This window comes from Actinomycetospora lutea (assembly GCF_028737205.1).
Classification (GTDB): domain Bacteria; phylum Actinomycetota; class Actinomycetes; order Mycobacteriales; family Pseudonocardiaceae; genus Actinomycetospora; species Actinomycetospora lutea.
Map to the genome: position 1 here is coordinate 60193 of NZ_JAQZAL010000010.1, position 26422 is coordinate 86614.

31 protein-coding genes are annotated in these 26422 nt (G+C 73.3%); 14 read left to right on the forward strand and 17 right to left on the reverse strand.

Going from position 1 to position 26422, the window contains the following annotated elements; all coding sequences use genetic code 11:
* Positions 1-98: 98 nt before the first annotated feature.
* The 8 genes from PHK61_RS12820 to PHK61_RS12855 are packed head-to-tail and all read right to left on the reverse strand — an operon-like array spanning position 99 to position 6133.
* Positions 99-770 (reverse strand): GntR family transcriptional regulator, encoded by a 672-nt coding sequence (locus PHK61_RS12820; RefSeq protein WP_274281367.1) that lies wholly within the window; start codon positions 768-770, stop codon positions 99-101.
* Complete coding sequence (locus tag PHK61_RS12825; RefSeq protein ID WP_274281368.1) at positions 767-1540, reverse strand: carboxymuconolactone decarboxylase family protein; 774 nt, start codon at positions 1538-1540, stop codon at positions 767-769. Before PHK61_RS12825 ends, PHK61_RS12820 begins: the two co-directional genes overlap by 4 nt.
* Positions 1537-2403: an NAD(P)-dependent oxidoreductase gene (locus PHK61_RS12830; RefSeq protein ID WP_274281369.1), complete on the reverse strand. Its 867-nt coding sequence runs from the start codon at positions 2401-2403 to the stop codon at positions 1537-1539. Before PHK61_RS12830 ends, PHK61_RS12825 begins: the two co-directional genes overlap by 4 nt.
* Positions 2400-2849, reverse strand: a complete 450-nt coding sequence (locus PHK61_RS12835) for a carboxymuconolactone decarboxylase family protein (RefSeq protein ID WP_274281370.1) — start codon at positions 2847-2849, stop codon at positions 2400-2402. Before PHK61_RS12835 ends, PHK61_RS12830 begins: the two co-directional genes overlap by 4 nt.
* Positions 2846-3235 (reverse strand): cupin domain-containing protein, encoded by a 390-nt coding sequence (locus PHK61_RS12840; protein WP_274281371.1) that lies wholly within the window; start codon positions 3233-3235, stop codon positions 2846-2848. Before PHK61_RS12840 ends, PHK61_RS12835 begins: the two co-directional genes overlap by 4 nt.
* Positions 3232-4122: an NAD(P)-dependent oxidoreductase gene (locus PHK61_RS12845; protein ID WP_274281372.1), complete on the reverse strand. Its 891-nt coding sequence runs from the start codon at positions 4120-4122 to the stop codon at positions 3232-3234. The genes PHK61_RS12840 and PHK61_RS12845 overlap by 4 nt, the downstream gene beginning before the upstream one ends.
* Complete coding sequence (locus tag PHK61_RS12850; RefSeq protein ID WP_274281373.1) at positions 4119-4925, reverse strand: N-acyl homoserine lactonase family protein; 807 nt, start codon at positions 4923-4925, stop codon at positions 4119-4121. Before PHK61_RS12850 ends, PHK61_RS12845 begins: the two co-directional genes overlap by 4 nt.
* Positions 4922-6133: an alpha/beta fold hydrolase gene (locus PHK61_RS12855; RefSeq protein WP_274281374.1), complete on the reverse strand. Its 1212-nt coding sequence runs from the start codon at positions 6131-6133 to the stop codon at positions 4922-4924. The genes PHK61_RS12850 and PHK61_RS12855 overlap by 4 nt, the downstream gene beginning before the upstream one ends.
* Positions 6134-6229: 96 nt before the next feature.
* Here PHK61_RS12855 and PHK61_RS12860 point away from each other — a divergent pair, with 96 nt between their 5' ends.
* A complete protein-coding gene (locus PHK61_RS12860; RefSeq protein ID WP_274281375.1) occupies positions 6230-7591 on the forward strand; it encodes an MFS transporter in 1362 nt (453 codons plus the stop codon).
* 1 nt (position 7592) lies between these two features.
* Here the strand turns inward: PHK61_RS12860 and PHK61_RS12865 are convergent, their stop codons facing one another.
* Positions 7593-8489, reverse strand: coding sequence for an SDR family oxidoreductase (locus tag PHK61_RS12865; RefSeq protein WP_274281376.1), 897 nt, complete (start codon positions 8487-8489; stop codon positions 7593-7595).
* Between the two features lie 85 nt (positions 8490-8574).
* On the opposite strand from PHK61_RS12865, the gene PHK61_RS12870 reads away from it, so the two are divergent.
* Positions 8575-9138 (forward strand): TetR family transcriptional regulator, encoded by a 564-nt coding sequence (locus PHK61_RS12870; protein ID WP_274281377.1) that lies wholly within the window; start codon positions 8575-8577, stop codon positions 9136-9138.
* Here the strand turns inward: PHK61_RS12870 and PHK61_RS12875 are convergent.
* Genes PHK61_RS12875 through PHK61_RS12890 form a run of 4 tightly spaced genes read right to left on the reverse strand, consistent with a single transcriptional unit; the run spans position 9121 to position 12674 of the window.
* Positions 9121-10614: an FGGY-family carbohydrate kinase gene (locus tag PHK61_RS12875; RefSeq protein WP_274281378.1), complete on the reverse strand. Its 1494-nt coding sequence runs from the start codon at positions 10612-10614 to the stop codon at positions 9121-9123. The genes PHK61_RS12870 and PHK61_RS12875 overlap by 18 nt on opposite strands.
* Positions 10615-10637: 23 nt before the next feature.
* Positions 10638-11192 (reverse strand): cytochrome P450, encoded by a 555-nt coding sequence (locus PHK61_RS12880; RefSeq protein WP_274281379.1) that lies wholly within the window; start codon positions 11190-11192, stop codon positions 10638-10640.
* Positions 11147-11872, reverse strand: a complete 726-nt coding sequence (locus tag PHK61_RS12885) for a cytochrome P450 family protein (RefSeq protein WP_274281380.1) — start codon at positions 11870-11872, stop codon at positions 11147-11149. The genes PHK61_RS12880 and PHK61_RS12885 overlap by 46 nt, the downstream gene beginning before the upstream one ends.
* 22 nt (positions 11873-11894) lie before the next feature.
* Positions 11895-12674 carry a TetR/AcrR family transcriptional regulator gene (locus PHK61_RS12890; RefSeq protein ID WP_274281381.1) on the reverse strand — a complete coding sequence of 260 codons (780 nt, stop codon included), beginning with the start codon at positions 12672-12674 and terminating at the stop codon, positions 11895-11897.
* 81 nt (positions 12675-12755) lie between these two features.
* Here PHK61_RS12890 and PHK61_RS12895 point away from each other — a divergent pair, with 81 nt between their 5' ends.
* A complete protein-coding gene (locus tag PHK61_RS12895; protein ID WP_274281382.1) occupies positions 12756-13691 on the forward strand; it encodes an ABC transporter ATP-binding protein in 936 nt (311 codons plus the stop codon).
* Positions 13688-14497, forward strand: coding sequence for an ABC transporter permease (locus PHK61_RS12900; RefSeq protein WP_274281383.1), 810 nt, complete (start codon positions 13688-13690; stop codon positions 14495-14497). Before PHK61_RS12895 ends, PHK61_RS12900 begins: the two co-directional genes overlap by 4 nt.
* A gap of 148 nt (positions 14498-14645) precedes the next feature.
* Here PHK61_RS12900 and ligD read toward each other — a convergent pair whose 3' ends face one another.
* Positions 14646-15536 (reverse strand): non-homologous end-joining DNA ligase, encoded by an 891-nt coding sequence (gene ligD, locus PHK61_RS12905; protein ID WP_274281384.1) that lies wholly within the window; start codon positions 15534-15536, stop codon positions 14646-14648.
* A gap of 45 nt (positions 15537-15581) precedes the next feature.
* On the opposite strand from ligD, the gene PHK61_RS12910 reads away from it, so the two are divergent.
* Positions 15582-16097: an RNA 2'-phosphotransferase gene (locus PHK61_RS12910; protein WP_274281385.1), complete on the forward strand. Its 516-nt coding sequence runs from the start codon at positions 15582-15584 to the stop codon at positions 16095-16097.
* A 74-nt stretch (positions 16098-16171) separates the two neighbouring features.
* Here PHK61_RS12910 and PHK61_RS12915 read toward each other — a convergent pair whose 3' ends face one another.
* Positions 16172-16540 carry an NUDIX domain-containing protein gene (locus PHK61_RS12915; RefSeq protein ID WP_274281386.1) on the reverse strand — a complete coding sequence of 123 codons (369 nt, stop codon included), beginning with the start codon at positions 16538-16540 and terminating at the stop codon, positions 16172-16174.
* Positions 16541-16626: 86 nt separating this feature from the next.
* Here PHK61_RS12915 and PHK61_RS12920 point away from each other — a divergent pair, with 86 nt between their 5' ends.
* Positions 16627-17892, forward strand: coding sequence for a ferredoxin reductase family protein (locus PHK61_RS12920; RefSeq protein WP_274281387.1), 1266 nt, complete (start codon positions 16627-16629; stop codon positions 17890-17892).
* Here PHK61_RS12920 and PHK61_RS12925 read toward each other — a convergent pair whose 3' ends face one another.
* Positions 17893-18315, reverse strand: a complete 423-nt coding sequence (locus PHK61_RS12925; RefSeq protein WP_274281388.1) for an ester cyclase — start codon at positions 18313-18315, stop codon at positions 17893-17895.
* Between the two features lie 158 nt (positions 18316-18473).
* On the opposite strand from PHK61_RS12925, the gene PHK61_RS12930 reads away from it, so the two are divergent.
* Both PHK61_RS12930 and PHK61_RS12935 read left to right on the forward strand, forming a co-directional pair.
* Positions 18474-19271 (forward strand): endonuclease/exonuclease/phosphatase family protein, encoded by a 798-nt coding sequence (locus tag PHK61_RS12930; protein ID WP_274281389.1) that lies wholly within the window; start codon positions 18474-18476, stop codon positions 19269-19271.
* Positions 19272-19520: 249 nt separating this feature from the next.
* Positions 19521-19961 (forward strand): DNA polymerase ligase N-terminal domain-containing protein, encoded by a 441-nt coding sequence (locus PHK61_RS12935; RefSeq protein ID WP_274281390.1) that lies wholly within the window; start codon positions 19521-19523, stop codon positions 19959-19961.
* Here the strand turns inward: PHK61_RS12935 and PHK61_RS12940 are convergent.
* Positions 19952-20809 carry an NmrA family NAD(P)-binding protein gene (locus PHK61_RS12940; RefSeq protein ID WP_274281391.1) on the reverse strand — a complete coding sequence of 286 codons (858 nt, stop codon included), beginning with the start codon at positions 20807-20809 and terminating at the stop codon, positions 19952-19954. The genes PHK61_RS12935 and PHK61_RS12940 overlap by 10 nt on opposite strands.
* Before the next feature lie 68 nt (positions 20810-20877).
* Here PHK61_RS12940 and PHK61_RS12945 point away from each other — a divergent pair, with 68 nt between their 5' ends.
* From PHK61_RS12945 to PHK61_RS12970, 6 genes are all read left to right on the forward strand, one after another.
* Entirely contained in the window at positions 20878-21573 is a 696-nt protein-coding gene (locus PHK61_RS12945; RefSeq protein ID WP_274281392.1) for a TetR/AcrR family transcriptional regulator, read from the forward strand.
* Positions 21574-21613: 40 nt separating this feature from the next.
* Positions 21614-22693, forward strand: a complete 1080-nt coding sequence (locus tag PHK61_RS12950; protein ID WP_274281393.1) for a glycoside hydrolase family 172 protein — start codon at positions 21614-21616, stop codon at positions 22691-22693.
* A 100-nt stretch (positions 22694-22793) separates the two neighbouring features.
* Entirely contained in the window at positions 22794-23162 is a 369-nt protein-coding gene (locus PHK61_RS12955) for a hypothetical protein (RefSeq protein ID WP_274281394.1), read from the forward strand.
* A 30-nt stretch (positions 23163-23192) separates the two neighbouring features.
* Positions 23193-23627, forward strand: a complete 435-nt coding sequence (locus tag PHK61_RS12960; RefSeq protein ID WP_274281395.1) for a hypothetical protein — start codon at positions 23193-23195, stop codon at positions 23625-23627.
* A 117-nt stretch (positions 23628-23744) separates the two neighbouring features.
* Positions 23745-24584: an MOSC domain-containing protein gene (locus PHK61_RS12965; RefSeq protein ID WP_274281396.1), complete on the forward strand. Its 840-nt coding sequence runs from the start codon at positions 23745-23747 to the stop codon at positions 24582-24584.
* Positions 24585-24909: 325 nt separating this feature from the next.
* On the forward strand, positions 24910-26415 hold the full coding sequence (locus PHK61_RS12970; protein WP_274281397.1) for an ATP-binding protein: 1506 nt from the start codon (positions 24910-24912) through the stop codon (positions 26413-26415).
* The last annotated feature ends 7 nt before the right edge of the window (positions 26416-26422 follow it).

A 26422-nucleotide genomic window follows, 5' to 3' on the forward strand; every position in this document is an offset into this window, starting at 1 on the left:
GGCCGCGGTCGACTCGGCGCGGGCCCCTCGAGCGCGCGGTCAGCGAGAGCGAGTCCGACGCGCTGACCGGGCCGTGAGCCGCCGGACCTGCCGACGCTCTAGCCCGTGAGCTGGGCGGTCGCGGTCTCGGCGGCGTGGCGGATGTGCAGGACGCACGCCTCGGCGGCCGCGTCCGCGTCGCGGGCCTCGATGGCGTCGACGACCGCGCGCAGCTCGGCGGCCGCGCGGGCGGGGCGGCCCGGCGCGGACAGCGAGGTCGCGCGCAGCAGCCGCACCCGCGCCTGCAGGCCGGCGAGCGTCTGCTGCAGCGGCCCGCTCGCCGAGCCCTCCATGAGCACCTCGTAGAAGCGGTCCTTGGCGCCGAGGTGGTCCCCGTCGCCGTCGGCGCTGCGCGCGATCTCGTCGACGGCCGCCCGCAGCGCGCGGACCTGCTCCTCGCCCGCGCGCTGCACGAACCGGCGCACCGCGAGCGCCTCGAGCGAGGCCCGCATCTCGTAGATGTCGGCGGCGTCGGACGCCGACAGCGAGGTCACCTCGGCCCCGCGCTGCGGCACGACGGTGACCAGGCCCTCCGCCGCGAGCTGGCGGATCACCTCGCGCACCGTGGCCCGCGACACCCCCAGGCTCTCGGTGAGCTCGCGCTCGATCAGCCGCTCGCCGGGCTTGAGCCGCAGGTCGAGGATCGCCGCGCGCACCCGGTCGGTGACCTGCTCGCGCAGCGGCGCGGCCACCCGCGGCAGCGGCTCGGATCCCCAGACCGACGACCTCACGCGTCGATCGTGCCATCCGCTCCCGCGAGCTCGGCGAGGATCGGCGCGGCGGTCGTCGCCGCGTGGATGCCGACGAGGCTGGCGATCTCGAACATCTCGAGGATCTCGGCGACGGTCGCGCCGTGGCCCAGCGCGTTGCGCAGGTGCAGCTTCAGCCCCGGCACGTAGAGGTGGGTCGCCGAGGCGTCGAAGGCGCAGTAGACGAGCTCCTTGACCTTCGGCTCGAGCGTGCCGGTGTGCCAGGGCACCGAGGAGAACGCGACGTAGGCCTCGAACAGGTCCGGGTCCAGCTCGAGGATCTCGTCCCAGAAGGAGTGCCAGTAGCCGCGGGTCGCGGTGAACTCGGCCTTGAGCCGCTCCTGGCGCTCGTCGAGCGGCGCCGGCCCGTCGCGCAGGCCCTCCTCGACCAGCACCTCGACCAGCAGCGGCACCCCGATGTTGGCGGCGTGGATGCCCAGCGTGCTCGTGAGCTCGAGGACCTCCATGATCTCGGCCGGCGTCGCCCCGGCGTCGAGCGCGGCGGCCACGTGCTGGCGGACCCCGGGCGTGTGGAGGTGGGTCGCGGCCGCGTCGACGGCGATGTGGAGCAGCTCGCGGACCTTCGGGCTCAGAGCGCCGGGCTCGCGGCGCCACGGCACCGCGGCGAAGTCGAGGTAGGCGCGCACGAACGCCGGGTCGAGCTCGAGCATGCGCTCCCAGGGCTCGCCCCAGGTCCCGCGGACGCGGACGAACTCGTCCTTGATGGCCTGTTGCCGGTCGGTGAGGGTCACGCCGTCTCCTTGCGCTCGCGTAGCCAGCGGGCGATCTCGGTGTGGTCCGCGGCGGGACCGAGGGCGGCGAGGGCCTCGTCCCAGAGCGCGACGGTCGCCGCGGCGTGCCGGGTGGGGACGCCGGTGCTCCCGGCGAGGTCGAGGGCGATGTGGATGTCCTTGACCATGAGCCCGATCCCGAAGCCGGCCCCGTACGTGCCGGGCAGGATGTGGTTCGGCCACTTGTTCTCCGTCGAGCCGCTGCGCCCCGACGACCCGTTGACGACCTCGAGCATCACCACCGGGTCGAGCCCGAACTCCTCGCCGACGAGCACCGCCTCGGAGCTCGCGACCAGGTGTGCGGCCGACATGAGGTTGTTCAGCGCCTTGAGCGCGTGCCCGGCGCCGACCGGCCCGACGTGGCGCGGCCGCCCCATCGCGGCGAGCAGGGGCTCCAGCTCGCCCACGACCTCCTCGGGGCCCCCGACCATGATCGCGAGCGTGCCGGCCCGGGCGCCCGAGACACCGCCGGAGACCGGCGCGTCGACCAGCACGCGGCCGGTCTCGGCGAGCTGTGCCGCCAGCGCGCGGGTGCGCAGCGGCTCCGACGAGCTCATGTCGACGACCACCCGTGCGGCGTCGAGCTCGGCCACCACCGCCTCGACGACGTCGGAATTCGGCAGGCAGAGCAGCACCGCCTCGGCGCCGGTGGCCGTCTCCCCCGCCGACCCCACGACCGTCGCGCCGGGCACCGCCGCGGCGAACGCATCACGGGCGTCGGGCGACGCGTCGTACGCCCGGACCGTGACCCCGGCGTCGACCAGCCGCGACGCCATCGGCGTGCCCATGTGCCCGAGGCCGACGAACCCCACGGTGCGCGTCACAGCCGCCCCTCCTCGGCCAGCACCTTCTCGGCGACCCGGAACGCCTCCAGCCCCGCCGGCGCGCCGCAGTAGACGGCCGCCTGGAGCAACGCCTCCTGGATCTCCCCGGTCGTGCACCCGGTGCTCAGCGCGCCCCGCACGTGCACGGCGAGCTCGTGCGAGCGGCCGAGCGCCGTGAGCATCACGAGGTTCAGCAGGCTGCGCGTGCGCCGGTCGAGACCCGGCCGGTCCCAGACCTCGCCCCAACAGGCGCGGGTCACCCACTCCTGCATGGGCCGCGAGAACTCGCTGACGTCGGCCATCGAGCGCTCGACGTGGGCCTCGCCGACGACCTCCTTGCGGACCGCGAGACCGCGCTCGAAGCGGGGATCGCTCCCGTTGCCGTCCCGATGGTCCAGCTCCCCCCTCGGCGTGCCCCCCTGATCGCTTCGTGTCCCGCCGCTCATCGCCCGGCCTGCCCGTACTCGTCGGTGGACACCTCGTGCAGCCAGGTCGTCGTGCCCAGCGAGACGGCGAGGTGGGTCATGATCGAACCGGGGCCGGCGCCGTGCCAGTGCTGCTCGCCCGGCGGCACCCAGACGACGTCGCCGGCCGTCAGCGGCTGCGGCGCCTCGCCGTGCGTGCACACCCAGCCCGTGCCGGCGGTGACGTGCAGGATCTGGCCGCCCTCGTGGTGGTGCCAGAACGTGCGCGCGCCCGGGGTGAACGTCACCGAGTTGATCGTGGTGCCGTCGGTGGTGGGCAGGACGGGGTCGCCCCAGACCGTGCCGGTGAAGGTGGCGCTGCGGGCTTCGGTCGTCGCGCCCTCGGCGCGGCCGTGGACGATCTTCACGAGGCCTCCTCGCTGGTGGACGGCTGCTGGATGCGGACGCCGCCGGCGAGGTCGCCGAGGGCGTCCACGACGCGGTTGGAGATGAGGTCGCCGTAGCCGAGGTGGGCGGCCATCCCGAACGAGGCGACCGGTCCGGCGGCGTTGAGCGAGGGCACGCCGAGGCGGGCGAGCAGCTCGGTGTAGAGCGTGACGTCCTTGGTCATGAGACGGCTGGTCAGCCCGCCCTCGAGGTAGTCGCCCTCGACGATGCGCGGGAAGCGGTTGCTCGACGCGAACGACTGCCCGCTGCCGCCGTTGATCGCCGCGAGCAGGGTGCGCAGGTCCAGCCCGGCGCGCTGCCCCGCGACCATGACCTCGGCGGTCGCGGCGAGCGTGACCGCGTTGAGGAAGTTGTTGAGCAGCTTCGCCGTGTGCCCGGCACCGACCGGCCCGAGGTGGTGCACGGTCGCGGCCAGCGGCGCGAGCACCGGGCGGACCGCGTCCAGGGCCGCGGCGTCCCCGCCCGCCATGATCACGAGCGTGCCCTTCTCGGCCGCCGCCGCGCCGCCGGAGATGCCGGCGTCCAGCACCGTGACGCCCTGCGCCGCGGCCTCGCCGGCGAGCGCGACGGTCGACTCCGGGGACGCCGTCGAGAGGTCGACGACGGTCGTGCCGGCGCTCGCCGCGGGCACGAGCTCGCGCACCACCGGCTCGACGACCGTGGAGTCGGGCAGCGAGAGCAGCACGGTGGAGCACCGCCCCGCCACCTCCACGGGTCCCGCGACCGCCTCGACGCCGGGGCACTGCGCCACCGGGTCGTAGCCGACGACCTCCCACCCGGCGTCGACGAGCCGGCGCGCCATGCGCCCGCCCATGTTGCCCAGCCCGATCATGCCGACCGGCGTCATCGCGGGCTCCCCTCCACGTCGAGCCGGATCACGAGATCGTCGATGCCGGTGCCCTCCAGGCGCCCGGGGAAGCGGCGGCCGACGTCGACGTCGTGCCCGGCGACCAGCACCCGGCCGGGCGCCTCGGTGAGGTCGCGCAGCGTGTCGAACCCGGCGTACATCGCCTCGAGGTCGGCGACGACGAAGAACGGCCGGTCCTGCGTCAGCTCGTCGTAGAAGTGCAGCGCGTCGGCCGCGAGCACGACCTCGCCGCCCGGCACGTCGACCCGGCCGATGAGCTGACCGGGCGTGTGCCCGCCGACCTCGGCCAGCGAGAACCCGTCGCCCACCCCGCAGAGCCCGGAGAACGTCGTCACCCGGCCCTCGGCGTCGGCGCGGGCGAGGGTGGCGATCTCGTCGGCCTCGGTGGAGTGCGCGAACTGCACCCGCCCGGCGTGCGGCCCGGTCCAGAAGTCGAGCTCCCGGGCCGTCATGACGATCTCGGCGGCGGGGAAGTGCGCCAGGTTGCCGATGTGGTCGTAGTGCGCGTGGCTGACCACCAGCCGGTCGACGCCCGCGGGGTCGACACCGAGCGCCCGCAGCGCGTCGACCGGGTCGACGAGCACCTCCCGGCCGCGCCGCCGCCCGACCTCCGGGTCGAAGCCGCAGTCGACGACCGTCGTGCGCCCGTCGCCGCGCACGATCCAGAAGAAGTAGTCCATCCGGAACCAGGCGTCCGGCTCGCCGTAGACGTGCCAGTTCAGGTACGACTCGCCGCGGGTGGTGACGCGGGTGCCGTAGCGGACGGCGAGCACCTCGTTCATCGCAGCTTCTCCAACACCGGCAGCAGGTACTCGAGGAGCCCGTGGGGGTCCTCGGCCATCGGGAAGTGGCCGCGGCCGGTCATCACGACGAGCTCGCCGCCCAGCTGCTCGGCGGCGCGGCGGCTCATCTCGGTGGTGGCGGAGTAGTCGTACTCGCCACTGAAGACGGTCAGCGGGCAGGTCGCGCGGCCGAGCTGGGCGGCGATCGGCGGGAAGTCGATCGAGTAGAACGCCGTGTCGCCCTGGTAGACGCCGGGGCCGTTGCTCGCGTAGCCCCAGAGGGTCTGCGCGCGCGGGCCCTCCGGGCTGGCGGGGGCGATCAGCCCGCCGACCCAGCTGGGCAGGAAGCCGGAGTGGTCGACGTCGGCGCGGTGGGTCCACTCGACGAAGCGCCCGGGGCTGCCGAGCCCGCCCTCGAGCGCGCAGACACCGCGGAACCGCTCGCCGTGCTCGGCAGCGAGGTAGAGCGCGATCGCCCCGCCCATCGAGCACCCGAGCAGGACCGGGCGGTCGAGCTCGAGGGCGTCGGCGACCGCGAGCACCGTCGCGGCGTAGGTCGCGGTGTCGAGGGTGTAGCGGCGGTGCGCCCAGTCGTCGGGCGGGTCGGAGCGCCCGTGCCAGGGCATGTCGAACGCGATCACCTGGTGGTGGTCGGTGACGCGGTGATCCTCCAGCAGCCCGCGGAACTGGCGTGAGTCGGCGCCTGCGGTGTGCAGGCAGAGCAGCGGCGGCCCCTCGCCCGCGGTCTCGACGAAGATCCTGCGGCCGTCCTCGAGATGGAGGTAGCGGCCCACGCTCGGCCCGAACCCCGGCGGCGGCGGCGTCGGGTCGGGGCGGCGCCGGCGCGAGCCGGGGCGCAGGGCCTCGAGGAACCGGTCGACCGCCGGGGCCGCGCGGGCCCAGACCTCGCGCCGGCCGGTGATGCGCTCGCTGCCCCGCGTCGCGACGAGGGCCTGCGCCGACGTGGCGCCGCGTGGGGGCGGGTCGGCGCAGAAGTCGGCCCACTCCTCGTCGGACACGGCGAACCCGACGTCCCAGGTGGCGTTGATGCCCGGCGCACCCTCGTGGCGCAGGGAGCCGTCGACCACGCGGAGGAGGTGGCGCTCGGACCCGATCTCCAGCAGCAGGCTCCAGTCCGGGCCGGGTGGGAGCCCGGCGAGCAGGTCGTCGGTCAGCGAGTCAGTGATGCGTTGCGAGTCCAGCCCCATCGCGCCTCCTCGTCGAGCCCCCGGGTGGTTGACGTCCGGGTACGGCCGACCCTACGTTGCCGATTGTCTGACAGCCAGACATGAGGAGTGGTCTCGATGGCGAGTCACGAGCAGGCCGGGTCGGTGACCACCGCGGCGCCGGAGACCCCGGAGCGCGCGGCCAAGCGGAAGTCGGCGACCCGCGGGGCGTTCTTCGCCGAGTTCGTCGACATGTTCGACATCTACCTGCCGACCGTGGTCCTGACGCCGGCGCTGCTCTACTTCCAGCCCGCCCGGCTCGACCCGGGCACGGCGGCGATCTTCACCTCGCTGGTGTTCGTCACGACGCTCGTCGGGCGCCCGATCGGCGCGGCGGTGTTCGGGGCGCTCGCCGACCGCGTCGGCAGGCGGCGCAGCACGATCATCTCGGTGACCGGGTTCGGCGTGATCACGCTGCTCATCGCCCTGGTGCCGGGCTACACGACGATCGGGATCGCGTCGTACTGGCTGCTCATCCTGCTGCGCTTCCTCGACGGCATCTGTCTCGGCGGCGGCTACACCGGCGCGCTGCCCCTGGCCATGGAGTACTCGACGAAGAGCCGCCGCGGGCTGCTCGGCGGGATCATCCTGTCGGCGTTCCCGCTGGCCTACATCGCCATCACCCTCGTCGCCCTGGCCGGCTTCGCGCTCTTCCCGCTGGCCGGGCCCGACTCGCCGTACGCGGTGTGGGGCTGGCGCGTCCCGTTCGTGCTCGGCGCACTGCTGGCGTTCGTCCTGGCCGCCTACTACGTCCGCAGCGTGTCGGAGTCGGAGATCTGGGAGGCCGCCGAGGCCGCGAAGTCCGAGGGCACCTCGCAGGGCGGGGCCGGGCGCCCGCTGCTCGCCGTGCTGCGCAGCCCGACGTTCCTGCAGGTCTTCGCGATGATGACCGGGTTCTGGCTGACCCAGAACCTCGTCACGCTCTTCCTGCCGACGACCGTGCTGCGCAACCTCGTCGGCCTCACCAACACCCAGCTGACGGTGACGCTGCTGCTGGCCTACGTCTGCCTGGTCGGCAGCTACATCGGCGCCGGCGTGCTGGGCCAGCGCATCGGGCGGCGGCGGTTCTTCGTGATCGGCGGGCTGCTCATCGCCACCGTCGGCGTCGCGCTGATGGCCGTCCTGGTCAACGCGAAGGGCCTGCCGCTCGGGCTGATCATCCTCGTGGTCTGCCTGTTCTCGGTGGTGGTCACGGCGCCGTGGGGCGTCGTCCTGCCCTACATCACCGAGCGGTTCCGCACCGACGTGCGCGCCTCCGGCTTCGGGCTCGGGTTCAGCGTCTCGGTCGTGATCCCGTCGTTCTACGCGTTCTACCTCGAGGGCCTCGGCGCGTTCATGCCCTACGCGACGGCCGTGCTCGTCCTGCTCGCCTTCGGCGGCCTGCTCGGGGCCGGCGGCGCCGCCGCCGGCCCGGAGACCAAGGACGTCGACTTCGAGTGACTCAGGCGTCCCGGTAGGCGCCGGCCGTGATGTCCGCGAGCAGACCGGGGCCGGTCGGCGTCCAGTCGACGACCGCGCGGGTGTGCTCGCTCGACGCCGCGAGGTCCATGGCGAAGAACCCGCCGATGAACCCGAAGTGCTCCACCGCGTCCTCGGGCGCCACCGAGGTGACAGGCACACCCAGCGCGTCGCCGATCGCCTGCGCGATCTCGCGGCTGGGCACCGCCTCCTCGGCGACCGCGTGCAGCCGCGTCCCGGGCCGGGCCTGCTCGAGCCCCAGCCGGACGAGCCGGGCGGCGTCGGACACGTGTACCGCCGACCAGCACGTCGTGCCGTCGCCGACGTACGCGGACACGCCGTGGCGCCGGGCGGCGGCGGTGATCAGGGCGATGAAACCGTGGTCGCCGTGGCCGTGGGTGGTCGGCGCGAACCGCGCGCTGACGGCGCGCACGCCGCGGTCGACGTAGCCGAGCGCGAGGTTCTCCGCCCCGCCGCGCGGGGAGCCGGGCCCGATCGCCGGGGACGGGTCCGCCTCCGTCCCGGGCCTGCCCACGGCGAGGCCGGCCACGCCCGACGCCATGACCAGCGGCTTCCCGGAGCCGACGAGCGCCTCGGCCAGCGCCTCGACCGACGCCCGCTCCGCCCGGTTCGACTCCGCCGGGTTCCCCCAGTCGTGCTTGTTCGCGAGGTGGACGACGCCCTCGGCGTCGGCGGCACCCCGGCGCAGCGCGTCGAGGTCGTCGAGGTCGCCGCGCAGGACCGCGACGCCCTTGGTGTCGAGGGCGGACGCCGACCCGTCGGACCGGGCGAGGCCGACCACCTCGTGGCCGGCGGCGAGCAGCTCGTCGACGGTGGCGGAGCCGATCCAGCCGCTGGCTCCGGTGACGAACACACGCATCGCGCGTGCCTCCTCTACGCTCATGTCAGGTACTGACATCAGCGTACGCCGTGATGTCAGCCGCTGTCATCAGTACGCTGTGGCCATGGTCCGCTGGCAGCCCGGGGCGCGCGAGCGCCTGCAGGCCGCCGCCCTCGAGCGGTTCGCCGCGGAGGGCTTCGACGGCACCACCGTCGCGGAGATCGCCGCCACCGCGGGCCTCACCGAGCGGACGTTCTTCCGGCACTTCGCCGACAAGCGCGAGGTCCTCTTCGCCGGTCAGGACGAGTTCGAGCGCCTGTTCGTCGCCGGGATCGAGGACGCTCCCGACGCCGACCCGATGACCGTCGTCGCGACCGCCCTCGAGGGCGCGACCGCGTTCTTCCCCGAGGACCGGCGGTCCTGGTCGCGCGCGCGGCAGGGTGTCATCGACGCGGACCCGGGCCTGCAGGAGCGCGAGCTGCTCAAGCTCTCGGGGCTCGCCGTCGCGATGACCGACGCCCTGTGCCGCCGCGGCGCCGACCCGATCGCGGCGGCCCTCGCCGCCGAGAGCGGCGTCGCGGTGTTCAAGGTCGGGTTCGCGACGTGGATCGCCGAGGGCGAGCAGCGTCCGCTCGCCGCGATCCTGCGCGCGGTGCTGGGCGAGCTGCGGTCACTGCTCGCTTCCTGACCGCTGCTGCTCGGCCAGGAAGTGCGCCGCGTCCACGGTCGCCGGATAGAGCGCGCGGTAGTGCTCGTGGAAGGCGTCGTAGCGGGCGGTGCGCTCGGGGTCGGGGACGACGGTCGCGACGATCGGGTTCCAGGTGCCGACGTCCGCGGGCAGCCCCAGCGCCTGCGCCGCGAGCAGCGCGTCGCCGAGCGCCGCGCCGGTCGTGTCGGCGGGCACCTGCTGCTCGCGGCCGGTCACGTCGCTGACGATCTGCGTCCACAGCCCGCCACGGGTGCCCCCGCCGACCGCCACGAGCCGCGGGTCCGGGCCGCCGGCGTCGCGGAACGCCTCGAGGTTGTGCCGGACGCCGTGGGCGATCCCCTCCAGTGCGGCGCGGTAGAGCTCGGCGCGTCCGTGCCCCGTGGTCAGGCCGAGCAGGAGCCCGCGGGCGTCGGGGTCGAGGATCGGCGTGCGCTCGCCCGCGAAGTAGGGCAGCAGGAGCAGGCCGCGCGCGCCGGGCGGGACCTCGGCGGCCTCCGCGACGAGGGTCGCGTAGTCGGCGCCGACCAGGTCGCGCAGCCAGGCGGTGATCGCGCCCGAGGTCGCCATCCCGGCCGCGGTGGTGAACGAGCCGGGCGGCACGCCGCGCGTCGCCCACAGCGCCGGGTGCCGGGCGGGCACGTCCGTGACCTGCACCAGGAACATCGTCGTGCCGTACATGACCATGGTGTCGCCGGGCGCCCGCACGCCGACGCTCGCGGCCTCGGCCCAGGCGTCGATCGTCCCGGCGATGACGGGGGTGCCGGCTCTCAGGCCCGTGGCCTCGGCCGCACCTGCCGTCACCGTCCCCGCGATCTCGCCGGGCCACAGCAACCGGGGCAGCCGGAGGCCGGGCGCGACGGCCTCGGCGAGGTCGGGCGCCCAGTCGGCGGCCTCGAGGTCGTACATCGGGTCGCACTGGCTCGCCGAGTGGTGGTCGAGGACGTACTCGCCGGTCAGCCGGTGCACGAGGTACGAGCTCGCCATGAAGAAGTACCGCGTCGCGTCCCAGACCTCGGGCTCGTGGCGCTGCAGCCAGCGCCACTTCGGACCGACGGCCTGGCTGGACAGCGGCGTGCCCCCGCGCGCGACGATCTCCTCGGCGCCGATCTCGTCGGTGAGCTCGGCGATCTCGCGGGTGGCCCGGGTGTCGACGCCGTAGAGGATCGCGGGCCGCAGCGGACGCCCGTCGGCCTCGGCAGGCAGGAGCACCGGCCCGATGCCGCTGAGGCCGACCGCGTCCGGCGTGCCGTGGGCCAGCAGCTCGCGGGTCAGGGACGCGAGGTCGGCCCACCAGACGCCCTCGGCGTCGTGCTCGACCCACCCGGGACGCGGGAACGACGTCGCGTGCTCCACCTCGGCCCGCGCGAGCACCCGGCCGTCCTCGGCGTCGACGAGCACGCCCTTCGACGACGACGTCCCGATGTCGATCCCGAGCACGAGCGTGGCGTCCGGCACGGTTGCCGACGATAGGGCCGCCCTCACCACGCCAGCGGCAACCGGTGCAACCCGTAGATCAGGGTGTGATGGCGGAACTCCGGCTCGCCGGCGAGCCGCAGCCCCGGGAAGCGTTGGAGCAGCGCCGGGAATGCCACGCGCATCTCGATCCGCGCCAACGGTGCGCCCAGGCAGTGGTGGATGCCGTGCCCGAAGGCCAGGTGCGCGACCGGCGGACGGGTGATGTCGAGCGTGTCGGCGTCGTCGACGAGCGCCGGGTCGCGATTGGCGGCGGCGAGCGAGGCGATGACGAGGTCGCCGGCCGCCACCGGATGCCCGCCGAGCGTCGTGTCCTGCATCGCGGCACGCGGGAAGCCGCCGTGCACCACCGTCAGCCACCGCAGCAGCTCCTCGACCGCCCCGTCGACCGCCACGGGGTCGTCGCGGACGCGGGCGAGCTGGTCGGGGTGCTCGAGCAGCGCGAGCGTGCCGAGAGACAGCATGTTCGACGTCGTCTCGTGGCCCGCGACGAGCAGCAGGTTGCCGATGCCGATCAGCTCGTCGTCGGTGACCTCGTCGGAGTGCTCGCGGATGAGCATGCCGAGCAGGTCCTCGCCCGGCGCGGCGCGGTGCCGGGCGACGAGGTCGGCCATGTAGGCGCGGGACGCGTCGGCCAGGCGCATCCGTTCGGGCGCGGAGATCGTGCTGTCCAGCGAGCGGGCGCTGCGCTCGGTGAACTCGGCGCGGTCGTCGTACGGGACCCGAGCAGCTCGCAGATCACCATCGAGGGCACGGGCAGCGCGAAATCGTCGACCAGCTCGGTGAACGGCCTCCGGCGCGTCAGCTCCGCTTCGCTGCGTGCCGCCTGGTCGGCCCGCCGCTCCATCGCGTCGAGGTGCTCGGTGACGATCTCCTCGACCCGCGGGACCAGCCGCTTCATCCGCTTGACCGTGAACTCGCCGGTGAGCATCCGGCGCAGCCGGGTGTGATCGGGCGGGTCCTGGCCGAGCAGGTTGCCGGCCTGGCGACGGCGGAACTCCGCGTTGTCCCGGCCCGCCGCGATCAGCGCCGGCGGCGCCCCGACCGCGTCGAGGCGGAAGCGCTGCGGGTCGCCGTGCAGCTCGCGGGCGTCGGCGTAGCGGCTGACCATCGTCGCCTGGTGCCCGAACGGCGTCGTCACCCGCGCCGTCTCCCCGGACTCGCGCAGGGCCTCGATCTCGCGCAGCAGCGAGAAGCCCTCGCGCTGCTCGGACACCTCACCGGTCCACCCCTCGGCCATGCCTCGATGGTGCTCCTCGCGGTCAGGCTCCGCCCGTCCCCTGACCGGATCCTCCGGAATGCACCCGGACGGCGATCCCGTCGAGGTAGGCGCCGACCGCGCGCTCGAGGATCCCCTGCTCCTCCAGCACGTCGTCCCTGTCGAAGCCGCCCGCGTACCAGAGCCGGGTCATCGCCGGATAGCGCCGCTCGTCGAAGTAGCGGCCCCAGAAGACCGCGTTGACCGAGCGCCAGTGGTCGTCGAGGCCGACGCCGGTCCGCCGGGCCTCGTCCTGCTCGCTGCGCGAGTCGCGGGCGATCCCGGTCACGAGGGAGCGCAGCGCGATCGCCGCGTTCGCGGACTCGACGGGCGCGAGCCCGATGTCGAGGAACACCGCGAAGAAGGCGTCCTCCATCGCGAGCACGTGCGGCCCCATCGGCAGGCGGCTGCCGTGGTCGAGGATCCACGGGTGGCGGCCGTAGAGGTCCCACAGCGCGCGCGCCTGGCGGGCCGCGGCGTCGCGCCAGTGCTCGCCGGCGTGGGGGTGGAGGTCGCCGGTGATCTCCGCGAAGGCGTGGTCGGTCATGAGCGCGACGAGCCCGTCGCGGCTCTCGACATGGGTGTAGAGCGACATCACCCCGACGCCCAGGTCGGCGGCGACCGCGCGCATCGACAGGTCGGCGAGCCCCTCGGCGTCGGCCCGCGCGATGCCCGCGGCGACGACCTGCTCGCGGCTCGTGCGCGCCGGCCGCCCGCGCCCGCTGCCCGTGCCGTGGCCCCAGAGCAGGTCGAGGTGGTGCTCGAGGCGGGCCTGGTCGTCCATCGCGACCTCCCTTGCTTTTCCGGACAGCGTCAGCTTAATCTAGCCGGACTTTCCAGACGGTGTACCGAAAGGATCGGGACCGTGATCCTCACCGAGGACCTCCGACGGACCTTCCGACGACGCGGCGCGGTGGTCGAGGCGGTCCGCGGCATCTCGCTGCGGGTCGAGCGCGGCGAGCTCGTCGCGGTGCTCGGGCCCAACGGGGCCGGCAAGTCGACGCTGCTGCGGATGCTGACGACGCTGCTCGCGCCGACGAGCGGGTCGGCGCGGGTCGCGGGCGTCGACGTCGTCGCCGACCCCACCGGCGTGCGGCGTCGGATCGGCTACGTCGGCCAGGGCAACGCCGGCGGCCACAACCACCGGGTGCTCGACGAGCTGGTCACCCAGGGCGCGCTCTACGGCCAGACCCGCGCCGCGGCGCGCCGGCGGGCCGGGGAGCTGATGGAGACCCTCGACCTGCGCGGGCTCGAGCGCCGCACGGTGTCGTCGCTGTCGGGCGGCCAGCGCCGGCGCATGGACGTCGCGATCGGCCTCATGCACCACCCCGAGCTGCTCTTCCTCGACGAGCCCACCACCGGGATGGACCCGCAGGCGCGCGCCAACCTCTGGGAGCACATCACGGCGCTGCGCGCGGCGACGGACACGACCGTCGTGCTGACCACCCACTACCTCGAGGAGGCCGACGCGATGGCCGAGCGGATCGTGGTGGTCGACCACGGCGAGGTCATCGCCGACGCGGGCAGCGACGACCTGCGCGCCCGCCACGCCGAGGACCGGATCGTGCTGGAGGTCGAGCGCCCCGCCGAGGTGGTGGCGCTGCTGGGCGAGGGATCGGTGGCCGGCGCGCGCGTCGAGCTGCGCCTCGCCGACGCGGCGCGCCGGATGCCCGGCATGCTCGCCCGCCTCGACCGCGCCGGCGTCGCCGTCCACGCCGCGCACCTGCACGAGGCGAGCCTCGACGACGTCTTCCTCGCCCTCACCGGACGCAGCCTGCGCGAGGAAGGAGCGGCGGCGTGAGCGTCACCGTGGCCGTGCGACCCGAGACCGACACCGTGCCGACCGGCTTCGTCCGCGACACCGTGACGATCTTCCTGCGCGAGTTCCAGCTGGTGCTGCGCGACCCGTTCTCGCTGATCTTCTCGCTGCTCCAGCCGCTGGTGTTCCTCGGGCTGTTCGCGCCGCTGCTGGCGGGCTCGCTGTCGGCGGACCAGCTGGGCGGCGAGTCCCCGCTGACGTGGTTCCTGCCCGGCGTGGTCGTGATGATCGCGCTGTTCGGCACCGGGAGCACCGGCGCGAACCTGCTCTACGAGCTGATGACCGGCAGCTACGAGCGGGTGCTCGCCACCCCGGTGTCGCGGCCGGCGATCCTCGTCGGGCGGGCGCTCAAGGAGCTGGCACCGCTGGTGGTCCAGGCCGTGATCATCACGCTGGCGGCGCTGCCGTTCGGGGTGACGTTCTCGCCGGCCGGCGTGGCGGTCGGGCTGGCGATTCTCGGCGTGTTCGGCGTCGGGCTCGGCGCGCTGTCGTACGCGCTGGGGCTCGCGTCCCGCAACCGCGAGTGGCTGTTCTGGGGCGTGCAGCAGACGCTGATCTTCCCGCTGCTCATCCTCTCGGGGATGATGCTGCCGCTCGAGTCCGGGCCGGCGTGGATGCAGGCCGCGGCGACGGTCAACCCGCTGACCTACGTGGTCAACGCCGAACGCGCCGCGTTCACGGGCGCCCTGACCGACCCGGCGATCCTCCACGGCGCGATCGCCGCGGCCCTGACCTGCGCACTCGGCCTCATCGTCGGCGTCCGCGCGGTCCTCCGCAGCGCCGGCTGAGAAAGGTGTGCCCCGGTGCGAGCGATGCGGCATCGCTGGCATGTGACGCCAGGATCGCCACATGCTCGCCTACGCGACACGCCGGTGTGCGGGAGTCGCAGCGTGGCGGCCACGCACACGCTGAACGTCGGTGTCGCCACCAGCTCGATCAGCTCAACGGTCGCGCGTGGTCCCGGAGGTCGACCCACGGGTCGGCCTTCCGGGCCAGGCGGCGCGGGATCGACCGGACGTCGTGCTGGTCGGGGGTGACGCGGGAGAGCTCGTCCCAGTCCAGCGGGGTCGCCGTCGGTCCGCCGGGGCGGGCGCGCGGCGAGTACGGCATCACCGCGGTCTGCCCGTAGGCGTTGCGCCCGACGTCGAGAAACGTGCGGCCGTGGCGGGCGTCCTTGCGGACCTCTGTCGTGAGCTCGTCGGGATGGTCGGCGGCGACGGCGTCGGCGATCTCGGTCGCGGCCTCCTTCACCGAGTCGTGCCCGGCGCTGCCGTCGAGGGGTGCGACGACGTGGTAGCCGCGGCTGCCGGTGGACTGCAGGTAGGCGACGAGGCCCCGCCCCTCGACTGCCGCCCGCACGGCGCGCGCGACGTCGCGGATGCCGGCGAGGTCGATGTGCTCGCCGGGGTCGATGTCGACGATCAGGCGGTCGGGGTGCTCGAGCGACCCGGCGACGGCGTTCCACCCGTGCAGCGCGACGGTCCCGAACTGGACGAGCCGGACGAGATCCGCGACCTCGGCGACCTGCGGGTGGTGGACGACATCGTCGCCGCCCTTGTGCTCGCGGCGCGGCGTGTCCACGGTGTGCAGGCCCTTCGGCGCGCGCTTCCCGGCGTCCTGCTGCACGAACCCGCCGGCGTCCAGACCGTCGGGGAAGCGCTGGAGGGTCAGCGGGCGGCCCGCGAGGTGCGGGAGCACCGTGCCCGCGATCGTCGCCCAGTAGTGCGCGAGGTCGGCCTTCGTCACGTCCTCGCCGCCCTCGCGCGCGGGCAGGAGCACCTTGTCGGGGTGCGTGACGTCGACGCCCTCGACCGTCTCGCTGCTCATACCCGGGCGTTTGCCTCCGACCGCCGCGCGACAAACCCCGCCCCCGTGGACAGGGTGCGCCTCTCCAAGCGCATGTCACGCGCGGTGCGCCACGACCCGGCGCGCGTCGGGCTGGTCCTCGACGCAGCGGGCTGGACGCCGGTCGACGCGCTCTGCCGGGCGCTCGGGGTGTCGGCCGGCGAGGTCGAGGACGTCGTGGCCAACGGGTCGAAGCAGCGCTACGAGCTCGCCGACGGGCACATCCGCGCCCGCTACGGGCACTCGCTGCCCGGGCACGTGGACATGCCGCCCGCCGCCCCGCCGCCGGTCCTCTTCCACGGCACGGGCGAGAGCACGGTCGAGGCGATCCTGCGCGAGGGTCTGCACGCGGGCGGGCGGCAGTACGTGCACCTGTCGCCGTCCGAGGCCACGGCCTGCGAGGTCGGTACGCGCCACGGCCGTCCCGTGGTCCTGACCGTCGACGCCCGGGCGGCGGCCGCCGACGGCGCCGTGTTCCGCCGCGGCAACGACGACACCTGGCTCACCGACGACCTCGACCCGCGCTACCTCCGGCGCACCTGACGGTGCGAGCGATGCGGCATCGCTGGCGTCTTGAGCCAGGCGCGCCACATCCTCGCCGGCACGACACGCCGCGCTCAGCGCAACGCCTGCACGAGGTCCGCGAGCGCCCGCGGCCGGACGTCGACCGCGTGCAGGCCCTCGACCCGGTGCCACCCGGCCGCGAGGTGCGCCTCCTGGCTGACCGGGTCCTCGATATCGATCGTCACCGCGAAGACGTGGTTGATCTCGTGGTGCTCGTCCCAGACGTTCTCCAGCTCCCCCAGTCGCTCCCCGACCGTCGCGCCGACGTCGAGTTCCTCGCGCAGTTCGCGCACCAGCGCCGCCTCCGGCGTCTCGCCCGCCTCGATGTGCCCGCCGGGGAAGAACCAGTAGCCGACCGCGAGCTCCTGCATCAGCAGCACCCGACCGTCCCGGACCACGACTCCGCGAACGATGACCTCCACCGCCCCGTCCTCCCCAGATCACGAAAAGGTCACGGCGTCACTGAACGGCACCAGCGCCTCACGCCGCGTCCCTAGCGTCCGCAGCCATGACCGAGCGCGGACGGGCGTGGGCGATGGGGCTGGCGATGCTCCTGCTGATGCCGCTCGTGGCCCTCCTGCTGTCCGTCGCGTCGCCGCGCCTGGGCGATACCGTCACGTGGGCCAGCGCGTTCGGGCTGGTCGGCGCGGTGCTGATGGCGCTGATCGTCGCCCTGGTGTCACGCGTGCGGGGCCTGACCCGACTGCTCGGCGTCGAGATCAGCAACCGCCTCCACCGCCGCGTCGGGGTCGCGGCCGCCGCCTTCACGATCGCCCACGTCATCACGGCGGTGGCGCACTCGCCGCGCGGTGTCGCGATGCTCGACCCGTTCGCCGTCGGCTGGCCGCTGAAGACGGGCATCGCCGCGACGGCGCTCCTGCTGGTCGGGGCCGTGGTGCTCCCCCTGAAGTCGGTGCGCCGGTACGGGCAGGTCGCGCGGGTGCACGCGGTGCTCGGCGTCCTCGTGCTCCTGCTGACCGGCGCGCACGTGTGGCTGTTCGGCAGCCTCGCCGTCAACCCGCTGATCGGCGTCCCCGCCGCCTGCCTCGGCGCCGTGGTCCTCGTGATCCTGGTGCGGCGCTGGATCGTCCGACCGGCCCTCGGCCGCGGCGCGTACCTCCTCTCGGCGGTCCGCCCGGAGTCCGGGAACACCTCGACCGTCGTCCTCGCGCCCGCCGGGCCCGCCCTCGACCCGCCGCCCGAGCCCGGTCAGTTCGTGTGGGTGCGGCTGCGGCGGCTGCCGGTCGCCGAGGAGCACCCCTTCACCATCGCCGCCTCGACGCGCTCGGGCGTGCTGGAGCTGACCGTCCGCGACCAGGGTCCGTTCAGCGGCGGCCTCCTCGACCTCGAGCCCGGCCGCACGGTGTGGGTCGACGGCCCGCACGGCGCGTTCGTCCCCTCGCCGACGACCGCGGACGGCGGCCTCGTGCTCATCGCCGGCGGCGTCGGCGTCACCCCGATCATGAGCATCCTGCGTGCCCACGCCGCCGCGTCCGACCCCCGCGCGCACGCCCTGCTGCTCGCCGAACGCGAGGGCGAGGCGCTGTTCGCCGCCGAGATCCTCGCACTGTCCCGGCGCCTCGACCTCTCCGTCCTGCGCACCGGCGGCCGTCGCCTCGACGCCGGCATGCTCCGGGCCGTCCTGCCCGCCGGCACCCCGCCCAGCCACCAGTACTTCGTCTGCGGTCCCCCGCCCCTGGTCGGGGCGGCGATCCACGGCCTCGGGAGCCTCGGGGTCCCCGCCGGCGCGATCACCACGGAACGCTTCGGTTGATCAGCCCGGCAGCTGACCGAGCTGCCCCATGATCGTCATGTTGTCCCAGGTGACCCACAGCTCGGCGAGCTTGCCGTCCTGCACCCGGAAGATGCCGCCGAAGTCGAACGACACCTTCCGGCCCGTCGGCGGGATCGGCCCGAGCGGTCCCTGCTGGGTGCCCTCGTAGGTCACCCAGATCCCCGCACGGTCACCGTTCTCGACGATCTGGACGAACGTCTGCACGTTGTCGGGGAACGACGCCGTGTTCGACCGCAGGAAGTCCTTGAAGTCCTCGCGGCTGCGCACGTCGAAGTCGGGCGTCGCCTGGCAGTGCCGGACGAAGTCCTGGGCGACGATGTCGTCGAGCAGATCGAGCTCCCGCGAGTTCATCGCGTCCTCGAGACGCTGGAGAAGATCGCGGATGGATACGGCGTCCGACATGGCCCCTGTCCCCCCTCGCCGAGCAGCGACCTTCAGGGTGAGGCCACTCCCCCGCCCGGTCGATCGGCCACGAGGCGGCACCGCTTGCACCGAGAACTCCGCGCCACCGGTCGGTGGGTCCGACCCGATCGGGCGACCGCGTGCACGAGGATGAGTGCGTGCGGCAGTGGCGGCGGGCGCTCGGCGGGCTGGCCGTCGTCCTCGCCCTCGCCACCGCGTGCGGCGACCCGACCCCACCGCCGCCCCCCGATCTGCGCGTCATGACCTGGAACGTCCAGACCGGCGCGCACGACCCCGACGAGTGGGCGCCCGTCGTCGCCGACCTCCGCCCGGACGTCCTCGGGCTCCAGGAGGTCTGCACCCGCGATGCCGAGGAGCTCGCCGACCTCCTGCGCCGCGACCACGGGCTCGACTACCAGGTGGCGCGGGGACCGATCCGCCCGCCGACGTCCGGCGAGGCGTATGCGCCGGTCAACGCCGCACTGGGCCCGGCGTGCGACACCGGCCCGACCGACGTGCTCTACGGCGTCGCGGTGCTCACCCGGCTGCCGATGAGCCCGCCGCGCGTGGTCACGTTCCCGCCCGACCGGCGCGACGAGCAGCGCGGCTACCTGGCGATCGACGTCACCACCTCGTCCGGGCCGGTGACCGTCTACAACGCCCACATCGGTCTCGACGGTGTTCAGGCCGACCAGCTGCGGCGTCTCGCCGACAGGGCCGCCCGACCCGGGCCGGCGGTCGTGCTCGGCGACCTCAACGTCGGCCCGACCCGACCGGAGCTGGCGCCGCTGAGGCAGGGATTCACCGAGGTCGACCCGGCGGGGCAGTACGCGACCTCCGCCCACGGGAAGATCGACTACATCTTCCTGCGCGGCCTGGTCCCGCTCGGTCCGCCGCAGATCCCGGAGGTCACCGCGTCCGACCACCGACCGCTGGTCGCCGACCTCGGGCGGTGACGCGTCAGGACGGGAGCGCGCCGATCCTCACGCACGACCCACTCCTCGACGAACGTCCCGTTCTCGATCCGGCTGAGCAGCTGGCCCTCGAACATCACCGAACGCCCGGTCGGGGCGGTGTTCTCGATCTCGCCAGGCGTGCGTGCCGCGCAGCGACCAGAACGACTCGACCAGGTCGCCCTCGGCGAGCTGCACCGTTCCTACCGGTTGCGGGGCCGCGTCCGTTCGTCGTTCCCGCACCATGGGGACATGGCGAACCGGTTCGTCGTCCAGCGCCACCACGCGTCGAGCCTGCACTTCGACGTGCGGCTGGAGATCGACGGCGTCCTCGTGTCGTGGGCCGTACCCAAGGGCCCGTCGACCGACCCGGCGCAGCGCCGCCTCGCCCGCCGCGTCGACGACCACGCCCTCGACCACATCGACGTCGAGGGCCGCCTCGGCACCGGCACCGTGATCGTCTGGGACACCGGCACCTACGAGCAGCGCACCGAGGGCACCGCCGCCGACGCCCTCGCGGCCGGCCACCTCACCGTCGTCCTGCACGGCGAGAAGCTCGTCGGCGGCTACGCGTTCATCCGCACCGGCGGCGACGACTGGCTCCTGATCAAGACCCGGGACGACGAAGCCGGCCCGGCGACCCCCGACGACCGGTCCGTGCTCACCGGCCGCACCAACGACGACTACGCCTGAGCCGGCACCACAAAGACCTCGGACACCGGCGTCGCCGGCCGCCCGAGCAGGCGGGGCAGAGTCGGGTCGACCGTCGCGAAGTCGCCGCGCCGGCTCGCCGCGAACATCCCGAGCAGCATGTCGGCGCCGCCCTCCGGGACCCCGCGCTCGACCAGCGCGGCCCGGTACTCGGCGTCGGGCACCGTGACGTGGCGGATCGTGCGACCGGCCGCGTCCGCCGCGAGGTCGGCGAGCTGCTCCATCGTCACGGCCTCGGGCCCGGTGAGCGGTGGGGTGATCCCGTCGAGCACGTCGTCGGTGAGGGCGAGGGCCGCGACGGCGGCGAGGTCGCCGTGCGTGGTCCACGCGAACGGCCCGGCGTCGGGGACGCGGAGCTCGCCGGTGTGCCAGGCGCTGCTCAGCAGCATCGGGATGGTCGAGGCGTAGAAGCCGTGGCGCAACGCGGTGTACGGCGCCCCGCAGCCGCGCAGGACCTCCTCGTTGGCGGCGTGCTGGGGCATCGGCGGGAACGGCGAGTCCGGGCGCGCGCCGGCGTGGCTGGTGTAGAGCACGCGCTCGGCGCCCGCCACGACGGCGGCCTCGATCGCGGCGCGGTTCTGCCGGAGGCCCTCCTCGCCGAGCGTGTTCGCCGAGACCACCAGCACGCGTGACGCCCCGTCGAACGCCTCGGCGAGGCTCGCGGGGTCGGCGTAGTCGCCGCGGCGGACCCGCACGCCGCGCTCCGCGAGATCGCGCACGCTCGACGGGTCGCGGACGCTGGCCCCGACCTGTTCGGCGGGCGCGCGGTCGAGCAGCCGCTCGAGGACGGCGTGGCCGAGCTGACCGCTCGCGCCGGTAACGATGATCATACCAACTCCGTTCCAGTGATAACACCGGCACGCTATCACCGGAAACGCCGTCGCGTTATCGTTGTCCCGTGGACACCGACGACGGCCCGCGAGGGCGGATCGTCGCGGCCGCCCTGCGGCTCCTCGAACAGGACGGCCCCGACGCGGTGTCGACGCGCGCGGTGAGCGCCGCCGCCGGCGTCCAGGCCCCGACGATCTACCGGCTCTTCGGCGACAAGCAGGGCCTGCTCGACGCGGTCGCCGCGCACGGCTTCGCGGCGTACCTCGCGAACAAGACCGCCGCCGAGCCAGGCGACGACCCGGTGCAGGACCTGCGCGCAGGCTGGGACCAGCACGTCGGCCTCGGCCTCGCCCACCCCGCGCTCTACCGGCTGATGTACGCGCGCACCGCGCCCGGGTCTCCGGCCGCGGCCGCCGCCGTCGACGTCCTGGGCAAGCACATCCGGCGCATCGCCGAGGCCGGGCGCCTGCGCGTGCCCGAGGAGCGCGCTGTCGGACTCGTCCGCGCGGTCGGCGAAGGGACGACGCTGACGCTCATCGCCACCCCCGAGGACCAGCGCGACCCCCAGCTCGCCGAGTCCGCGCGCGAGGCCGTCATCGCCGCGATCACCACCGACGCCCCGGCGCTGCCCGACCCCGGACCCGTGCCGGCGGCAGCGGCCCTCCGAGCCGCGCTCCCGGACGTCGACGCCCTGAGCCCGGCCGAGCTGGGCGTCCTGCGCGAGTGGCTCGACCGGATCGTGGCGGCGGCCGACCGTCGATGACGCCGTGCCGCCCTGACTCGATCTGCAGCACGCTGGAACCATGACCGCCGACTACGGCCCCCACGGATCGAGCCTGCGCGACCTGCCCCGTCTGCGGCGCACCCGCCGGCGCCGGTCGTCGAGCTGGGACCGCACGGGCGGCAACGACGACCGCGCGACCCTGCGCCCCGGCGAGACCGCGACGCTGCTCGACGTCGCGGGCGCCGGCGTCGTCACCCACATCTGGGTCACCGTGGCCACGTCGCGCAGCCTGCGGAACCCCCTCGGGAAGGCCGACGACCTGCTCCGACGGCTCGTGCTGCGCGCCTGGTGGGACGGCGAGGAGCACCCCAGCGTCGCGGTGCCCCTCGGCGACTTCTTCGGCGTCGGGCACGGCCGCACCACCAACTTCGTCTCGCTGCCGCTGCAGATGAGCCCGGAGGACGGCAAGGCGTTCAACTGCTGGTTCGCGATGCCGTTCGGGTCCGGCGCGCGGATGGAGATCACGAGCGAGGTCGACGACGCCGACGTGCTCGTCTACTTCTACGTCGACCACGAGGAGCTCGACGCCCTCGACGACGCCATCGGCCGCTTCCACGCCCAGTGGCGCCGGCAGAACCCGACCGCGGGCGTGACGCCCGGCCCGTCGAACGCCGCCTACCAGTTCCACGGCACGAACCTGACAGGTTCTGACAACTACACGATCCTCGAGGCCGAGGGCCACGGGCACTACGTCGGCTGCGTGCTCAACATCCAGAACCGGCGCCGCACTCGCCGCTGGAACTGGTACGGCGAGGGCGACGACATGATCTTCATCGACGGCGACGTCTGGCCGCCGACGCTGCACGGGACGGGCACCGAGGACTACGTCAACACCGCCTGGTGCCCGACGCAGAGCTATTCGGCGCCGTACCACGGGGTCACGCTCGCGGGCGGGAGGAACTGGCGCGGGCCGGTCAGCCTGTACCGCTTCCACGTCGAGGACCCGGTGGTCTTCGAGCGCTCGATCCGCGTGAGCATCGAGCACGGGCACGCGAACAAGCGCAGCGACGACTGGTCGTCGGTCGCCTACTGGTACCAGGCCGAACCCCACCGCACCTTCGATCTCGTCCCGGTGGAGGATCGACTGCCGATCCGGTGAGCGGGAGGTCACTGCCCATTTGGGCAGGGTCACACCCCTCTGCACTGGCAGGGCCGGCCCTGCTGCTCGCACCATCGGGCATCGACCACGGAGGTACGCGATGAACGACCAGGAACGCTACGACCGCTTCCTCTCCGCCCTCGGCTTCCGCGCCCACCTCGACGGGACCCCCGCCGACGGCGTGGACCTCACCGACCTCGACGGCGAGCCCGTCGACCCGGCCGTGCGCCTGCACGTCTGCCCGCAGCGGCTCGCGCGGCACGTCTCCGACGACGAGGGCGTCGCCCCCAGCGCCCGACCGACGCTCGACGACGACCCGGACGCGCTCGACGAGGCCGAGGCGGCCTCGCTGCAGTCGCTGCTCGCGCAGATCGAGGAGGCGATCCTCGTCCGCGAGCCCGGGCACGACCACCTCGTGCTCGTCGACGGCGCCGTGCGCGCGGTGGCGGCCGACCAGGTGCCGGCCTGACGTCGCCCCCTCGCGGGGGATCATGACGCGGTGCCCGCAGGCCTGACGAGGACCCGGCAAGCCACCGAGATCGGCGAGGGCCTCGCCGTCGGGTGTCTCGTGGCCGGTGTTCACGCGATCGGCACCGCGGCGGCGCTCGACACCGCGCTGGTGCGCGCGCTCGAGCCGTGGCCGTGGGCCGCGCGCTACCCCGCCATACGTCGCACCCCGCGACTCGACGACGTCCTGCGGCGTAGCTCTGGCCGCCGGTCGAGCCGCATCGCCCGCTGGAGCTCGTCGAGCGGGCAGTTCGTCCCGCAACTCTGCGATGACGAGTGGGACCTGCCCGCCGCCTGCTCCGAGCTCGAGGACGCGACCGCCGTCCCGGCCCGTCGTTGGTGCGAGCTGGCCGAGGTGTTCCTCCGCGGACTCGACGAGGACCACGTGTGGCGCGGCCGGCCGCTCGATGGGCTCGAGGGGTTCTGACGTGCCTCAGGCCTCGTGCGGGATCTCGACGAATGAGGTCGGACGCGCATCCCGTCAGCCGACGAGCAGGGGGGTCGACGTCGGGCCCGGAGTCACGTGACGTGACACGCTGACGGCATGGTCGAGGCGGTCGCTCGCGTGGCGTCCCTGACGGTCTTCCCGATCAAGGGCTGCGCGGGGATGGCGGTGGAGCGCCGCGAGGTCACGACGACCGGGCTCGCGGGCGACCGACAGTTCATGGTCGTCGCGCCCGACGGGCGCTTCAAGACGCAGCGGCGGCATCCGCTCCTGGCCACGGTGCGGCCGCACCTCGACGGCTCCCGCCTCGCGCTGTCGGCGGACGACCGGGGCCCCTGCACCCTCGACGTGCTCGACGACGGCCCGCGCCGGCAGGTGGAGATCTTCAGCAAGTCGCACCCGGCCGTCGATCAGGGCGAGGACGCCGCCGGGTGGCTCTCCGAGGTGCTCCGCGTCGAGAGCCGGCTCGTCGGCGTGACACCCGAGCACCACCGCGCCACCGACGGCCTCGTGCCCGGCCTGTCCGGCTGGGCCGACAGCGGCTCACTGCTGCTGCTCTCCCGCGCCGCCGCCGACGACCTCTCAGACCGTGCCGCCGAACGCACCGGCGAGCCGATCCCCCTTGAACGCTTCCGCGCCAACGTCGTGCTCTCCGGCTGCGACGCCCACGCCGAGGACGAGCTCGACCGCGTCACCCTCGGCACCGCCGGCCTCGCGTTCTCCAAGCGCGCGGTGCGCTGTGCCGTCGTCACCGTCGACCAGCGGACCGGCGCGCGCGTCGGCCCCGAACCGCTGGAGACCCTCGCGACCTACCGCCTCACCGACAACGGCATCGTGTTCGGCGCGAAGTACACGGTCTTGACGCCAGGCGTAGTCGCGCTCGGCGACGAGCTGTCTGTGGGGCCGGCCGAGGTCCGGGTTGTCTGCGACCGCTCCTGACCGCCCTGCTCCCGGCACAGCTTCGACCGGTGGCTCCCCCTCTGGCCAGCGCCAAGCGTTGAGCCAGCCGACGCACATGCACACGCTTGGAGATTATGCACATGCACCACCTGAAGTCGCACCCCGAAACAGTCACGGCTCACCCGTAAGGCACGATCAGATCCACAGTCAACGGAGCGGGACTGGAGGGTCGACGCGCACCGCATCCATTCCTTCGGACACATCGAGCATCGCGCAAGACCTCGCAGCCACACCTGGAGGCCTGATCGTCTTGTCTCAAGCGCCCACAGCTCCTGAGACCGTCTCAGTTCGACCGGGAGTCGGCATGCTCGCCCTCTTCCCTTCCATGAAGTACAAGCCGTGGTACGCGCTCGGCGAGCTCGTGGACAACGCCATCCAGAGCTACGTCGAGAACCGCGACCGACTTCGGGCCATCTACGGCGACTATCGACTGCAGATCGACATCGAGGTCGGGCCCGACTCCATCAAGGTCTCGGACAATGCCGCTGGCATCCCGGCGACCGAGCTCGCGCGAGCGCTAACCCCCGCACAACCGCCCCCCAACTCATCGGGCCTGTCCCAATTCGGAATCGGAATGAAGAGCGCTGCCTGCTGGTACGCCCGCAGGTTCAGCGTCACGACGTCCACCTACGGCGAGAACGAGTCGAGGCGGGTTCTCGTCGATATCCCGAGAATTCTCGAGACCAAGACCGATGAAGTCGGTGTCGAGCGACACTACTGCGACCCACCGGTGCACGGCACAACCGTGCTGCTTGAACATCTGAACCAGCCGTCCCCTACGGGCCGGACTCTCGGGAAGATCCGCAGCTACCTTCGAAGCATGTATCGCGTATTCCTGCGATCGGGCGAACTTCAGTTAACCGTCGCGAACGTGCAGCTGGAGTATGTCGAACCGAAGGTGCTCGTATCTCCGCGATGGGATCAACGTCGCGGCCAAGAACTCCGCTGGGCGAAGAACATCGACGTCTTTCTCCCTGACTCGGGGCGGCGGATTCGAGGATGGGTCGGCATTCGCGAGAAGGGGTCCACATCAGAGGCCGGCCTAGCGCTTCTCTACCGAGGCAAGGTCGTCGTAGGGGCCGGGAGCATGGCGCAGGACGCCGAGGGCAGTTACCGCCCGGAGGAAGTCTTTGGAAGGACCAACTCCTTCGCCTACCAGCGAATCTTCGGTGAGCTCGACGTCTCGGAGCTCAACGTTGCTTACTCCAAGGACGAACTCATCTGGGGTGGCGAGGAGGACGAGTTCCTCAGGATCCTGCGCCACGAACTCGACTCCGAGCCTCTTCCGCTCCTCAAGATGGCCAACGGCTACCGCAAGTCCGAGCACGGCCAAGACGTCGATGTGGTCAATGAGGTCCGAAAGGCGGTGCAGGCGACAGCCGCAGCTGCGGCTGCGGGCTTCGTTGCCCAGAACGGTCGCACCGGATCGCCAGCTCCCACTCCGCAGCCACCGCCTCGGGCCGCGGACCACGTCGCTACACCGCCGATCTCGGTTGGACTGGCCATTCCGGCTGCCTTCGGCGACGACATCAGACTCGAGCTGGTGGACGAGAGCTTTGATGCGAAGCTCCTGAAGATCAAGCGGGCAGGCAGCGTCGAGACGATTCAGATCAACAGAGCTGCGCCCTTCATGAACTCCTTTGCCAACTTCCCAAGCATGGAGATCGAGCCAGTAATGAGGCTGGCACTGGCCGTAGGACTCTCCGAGATCGAAGTCAGGCGCGCAGGGGTTCCGCAGGCCGCCATGTTGCGCTCACGCCTGAACGAGCTCCTGCAGGGCCCTCTCGCTCATCGAACGGTGGAGAATTAAATTGCGC

Excerpts from the sequence above, each read along its gene's own strand:
- PHK61_RS12950 (WP_274281393.1), top strand. The coding sequence starts at position 21,614 with ATGACCGCCGACTACGGCCCCCACGGATCGAGCCTGCGCGACCTGCCC.
- PHK61_RS12880 (WP_274281379.1), bottom strand. The coding sequence starts at position 11,192 with ATGCTCATCCGCGAGCACTCCGACGAGGTCACCGACGACGAGCTGATC.
- PHK61_RS12885 (WP_274281380.1), bottom strand. The coding sequence starts at position 11,872 with ATGGCCGAGGGGTGGACCGGTGAGGTGTCCGAGCAGCGCGAGGGCTTC.
- PHK61_RS12855 (WP_274281374.1), bottom strand. The coding sequence starts at position 6,133 with ATGGGGCTGGACTCGCAACGCATCACTGACTCGCTGACCGACGACCTG.
- PHK61_RS12865 (WP_274281376.1), bottom strand. The coding sequence starts at position 8,489 with ATGCGTGTGTTCGTCACCGGAGCCAGCGGCTGGATCGGCTCCGCCACC.
- PHK61_RS12970 (WP_274281397.1), top strand. The coding sequence starts at position 24,910 with ATGCTCGCCCTCTTCCCTTCCATGAAGTACAAGCCGTGGTACGCGCTC.
- PHK61_RS12850 (WP_274281373.1), bottom strand. The coding sequence starts at position 4,925 with ATGAACGAGGTGCTCGCCGTCCGCTACGGCACCCGCGTCACCACCCGC.
- PHK61_RS12835 (WP_274281370.1), bottom strand. The coding sequence starts at position 2,849 with ATGAGCGGCGGGACACGAAGCGATCAGGGGGGCACGCCGAGGGGGGAG.
- PHK61_RS12940 (WP_274281391.1), bottom strand. The coding sequence starts at position 20,809 with ATGATCATCGTTACCGGCGCGAGCGGTCAGCTCGGCCACGCCGTCCTC.
- PHK61_RS12920 (WP_274281387.1), top strand. The coding sequence starts at position 16,627 with ATGACCGAGCGCGGACGGGCGTGGGCGATGGGGCTGGCGATGCTCCTG.
- PHK61_RS12890 (WP_274281381.1), bottom strand. The coding sequence starts at position 12,674 with ATGGACGACCAGGCCCGCCTCGAGCACCACCTCGACCTGCTCTGGGGC.
- PHK61_RS12860 (WP_274281375.1), top strand. The coding sequence starts at position 6,230 with ATGGCGAGTCACGAGCAGGCCGGGTCGGTGACCACCGCGGCGCCGGAG.
- PHK61_RS12870 (WP_274281377.1), top strand. The coding sequence starts at position 8,575 with ATGGTCCGCTGGCAGCCCGGGGCGCGCGAGCGCCTGCAGGCCGCCGCC.
- ligD (WP_274281384.1), bottom strand. The coding sequence starts at position 15,536 with ATGAGCAGCGAGACGGTCGAGGGCGTCGACGTCACGCACCCCGACAAG.
- PHK61_RS12955 (WP_274281394.1), top strand. The coding sequence starts at position 22,794 with ATGAACGACCAGGAACGCTACGACCGCTTCCTCTCCGCCCTCGGCTTC.
- PHK61_RS12845 (WP_274281372.1), bottom strand. The coding sequence starts at position 4,122 with ATGACGCCGGTCGGCATGATCGGGCTGGGCAACATGGGCGGGCGCATG.
- PHK61_RS12925 (WP_274281388.1), bottom strand. The coding sequence starts at position 18,315 with ATGTCGGACGCCGTATCCATCCGCGATCTTCTCCAGCGTCTCGAGGAC.
- PHK61_RS12935 (WP_274281390.1), top strand. The coding sequence starts at position 19,521 with ATGGCGAACCGGTTCGTCGTCCAGCGCCACCACGCGTCGAGCCTGCAC.
- PHK61_RS12965 (WP_274281396.1), top strand. The coding sequence starts at position 23,745 with ATGGTCGAGGCGGTCGCTCGCGTGGCGTCCCTGACGGTCTTCCCGATC.